General features: G+C 30.7%; 3 protein-coding genes. All 3 read right to left on the bottom strand.

Annotated features, from left to right (window positions below):
* Positions 1 to 154: 154 nt before the first annotated feature.
* Positions 155 to 970 (bottom strand): hypothetical protein, encoded by an 816-nt coding sequence (locus RM553_RS19205; RefSeq protein WP_311536584.1) that lies wholly within the window; start codon positions 968 to 970, stop codon positions 155 to 157.
* A 4-nt stretch (positions 971 to 974) separates the two neighbouring features.
* On the bottom strand, positions 975 to 1,547 hold the full coding sequence (locus RM553_RS19210; protein ID WP_311536585.1) for a hypothetical protein: 573 nt from the start codon (positions 1,545 to 1,547) through the stop codon (positions 975 to 977).
* 821 nt (positions 1,548 to 2,368) lie between these two features.
* The coding region (locus RM553_RS19215) for a hypothetical protein (RefSeq protein WP_311536586.1) at positions 2,369 to 3,082 on the bottom strand (714 nt) is incomplete at its 5' end.

Raw genomic sequence — 3,082 nt, forward strand, 5'->3', positions numbered from 1 at the left:
AAATAGCTGCTAACGGTCTCGCATAACGACAAGTGGCGCGGAGTTATGGATGCGAATTTGTCGGCTTACCGGTTTTGTTTGCTATGGAAACTAAGTTAGTTCTTTTCTATAAAACCCGCCATTTGCGGTATGCGTTGTTAGCCACAGTACCGTTCTATATAATCTCTAAAATTCTCTCTTTTTCTGTCCACTTGATTGGATCTCTTGTAACTTTCTCTTGAAGTAGATCCATCATACTACTTAATTTTTCGGGATGATAGCCGTCAGCCTTATCATTAATAATAGAAACTTTTTCTCTAATAAAATCCTTATACTTTGATCTTTCTGAAATTTCAAAGTTTACTATTGTTTTTCTAAGGTCGTTTGTAAAATAATAGGAACTGCTACCCGTAACGTAAGAAACTAGATATATATCTGAACTTTTTGAAATTAAAGCGTTAAACCTGATATTTTGTAAATCATCTAATGCTTTACGAAGCTTAACATTTTCATTATAGTGAGCTTTCAAGAAATTATTGGCATCCTTTCTAAATGTTTCTCTTTCTTTTTCTTCTTTTTCATCCTTATACCTGATTCCCATAGCATTTACAGCACCAACAATAAAGTTTGCTAAATCATAAACTTTACTTGGAATTTCTACGGGGTTTGAGCAATATTTAAAATAATGGATTGTTCCAGCTTTATCCGTAGTTGTTGAAACGTCAAAACTTTTTTGATAGTAAGCAAAAATACGTTCTATAATGTCATCGGATTCTTCACTTATATTAATGTCATAGTAATTTAAATCCGTCCAACCTGCATCCGAAATCACGTATTTGTTCTTTATTTTTTTTACAAATACTGAGACAAATTTGTTATTTAGAGTTGTAAAAGGAGTAATGATTTCTAAGCTTTCTCCTCTTACTTTGTAATTTGTTAGAGAACAAAAATCATTTTTAATATTTTGGAATATGTCTAATAGTTCATCCATCACGCTAATCTAAAAATTCAATTCCATTTAATGGATCGGTTTGTGACTCTATTTCAAATAACTCTGGGTTCTCAGTAGTTAGTCCAGGAAATTCATCTTTTCCATTTAGCTTAATATTAGTTTCTTGAAAAAAGTGGCTTATTCCAAACTCAATATTTTCTGCTATAGCTTTTGCTTCTTTATCATTTCGTAGTATATCGCTTTTATAAGCAAATTCCTGCCCTTTTTCATCATATGTGTTGAAATGAGGTGTAGTTATTGGCTGTTCTGCCAGTGAATTTTCTATTTTATTTCTATGTGTTGGACCATCAGAATCAAATCGAAAAAAAGGTTTTTCCGTGAAATTCGGACAATGTAGTTTGATTCCATATTTATATGGGAATAACTTTTTCTCAATTATTAGAGACATTTCATCTTTCGCAGTTGAGTGTTCAACTTTTACGGAATTCTTGAGCCAATCTTTTCTATTGTTTTTCTCTTTTAAAAAAATTGTATCTTCTTGAATATTCTTTTCTGAGAATGATAATTCTTCCAGATATTCATAATTCTGTTTTACTTTTAAATTTATCTCACTCATTAGTTACATTTTGGTCGGTATTGTGGCTAACGGCTACGTTTAACGCAAGTAACGGGACTGAAAACGCGTCTTTGTCGGCTACTTGATTTTAAATTGATCTCTAAAATAACAATTTTCAGGATACAACCCGTAATTTGCCGTTAAGCGATGTTACCTAAAGTTGCGCCCCGCAAGAGTAAGCAAGAGAGATTGGCCATTCTGGTCGGTTTATTTTTTAAAATTTTCTTCTTTTCCCAAATTATTTCTTTGAACTTCTGATTTTCTATAATGATAAGGATTTTTCCGCTTGTTGAATTTTTCAATTTTTTGGTTTAATTTTTATTCTAAGTTTTCCGGCTGAGAAATGTCAGGGTGATGCTTTTTTTGGAATTTTTCTGCTTGCTGAAATTCTCTATTTTTTCCTTCTGATTTTATTTTTAGATCTCGGGGCAGAGTGGAAGTCGGTTTAATTTTTTCTTTAAATGAACAACTCTCTTTAATTGAAAATCCGATTCATTTTCTATTTTCCTGGGTTTTTAAATAAACGAATATTTATAAGATTCCGCTGAAAAAACTTCTATCAGTCAGAATTTGCCTTTTTAAGTGCAGACTTTATAATTACTTTTTTCCGCTAAATGTGAGCAGGATTTTCAATAAGAAAATGAACAATATTAGCAGGTTAAAATTTATATTTCAGTCGGCGCAATTTTTGGTAACGGTTACGGTTATGGACAAGTAGCGGGAATAGGGACGCGGATTTGTCGGCTTAACCTTTTGTTTATTGGTTTTCTAAATTACACTTTTTCGGCAAAACCCGCTATTTGCTATAACCGATGTTGGGCTTAGTACTTTATGTCCGTCACTTCATATTTTTCTAAAATTCCAGGTAAATTTTCTTCCCAACTTATAACTTCTAATGGAAATAAATTTTGGTAATATTTTGGAAGATTAATATATGAATGCGCTGGCAAATTCAATTTATCGGTTACATACATTTCATAAATAGTATTTCCTAAGTCGCTAAATTGTTGTTTTATGATCAGCTTGATTTTGAAAGCATCTAATCCATTAATAATTTTTTTATCCTCTTTATTTTCTAATTTTTCAATATTAATTTGGTTTTCAAATAGATCATATTTTCTGTAATTCGTAGACTTATCTTTTGAATAATAATTTAAAACTCCTTTTCCTTTTTCAATCATTATATAATCTCCGATCATTATTTCCTTTTCTACTTGATACCGCCAAATGGAATCATTTTCTATTTCCAATATAATCTTTGATTCTGGAGTATTTTTTATGAACTCATTCATTTGTCCTAAAACATTTTTAGCTTTAGAAACTTGATCAGTATCCGAGATTTCTTTTACTATTAGAGTGTCTTGTTTTTTCTCTAAATTTTTAAATCCTGAATCAGTGATTACAAAAGTTTTACTTATTATTATTTCGCTTGGAATAGAATCGAAATGCTGGGCATATGAATAAAAATGAAAGATTAATAATGCTACTAGAATCAAAGTGTTTTTCATTAAATCACGTTTAAAAGTATTAAGCCC

This window comes from Autumnicola tepida (assembly GCF_031846485.1).
GTDB classification, from domain to species: Bacteria; Bacteroidota; Bacteroidia; order Flavobacteriales; family Flavobacteriaceae; genus Autumnicola; species Autumnicola tepida.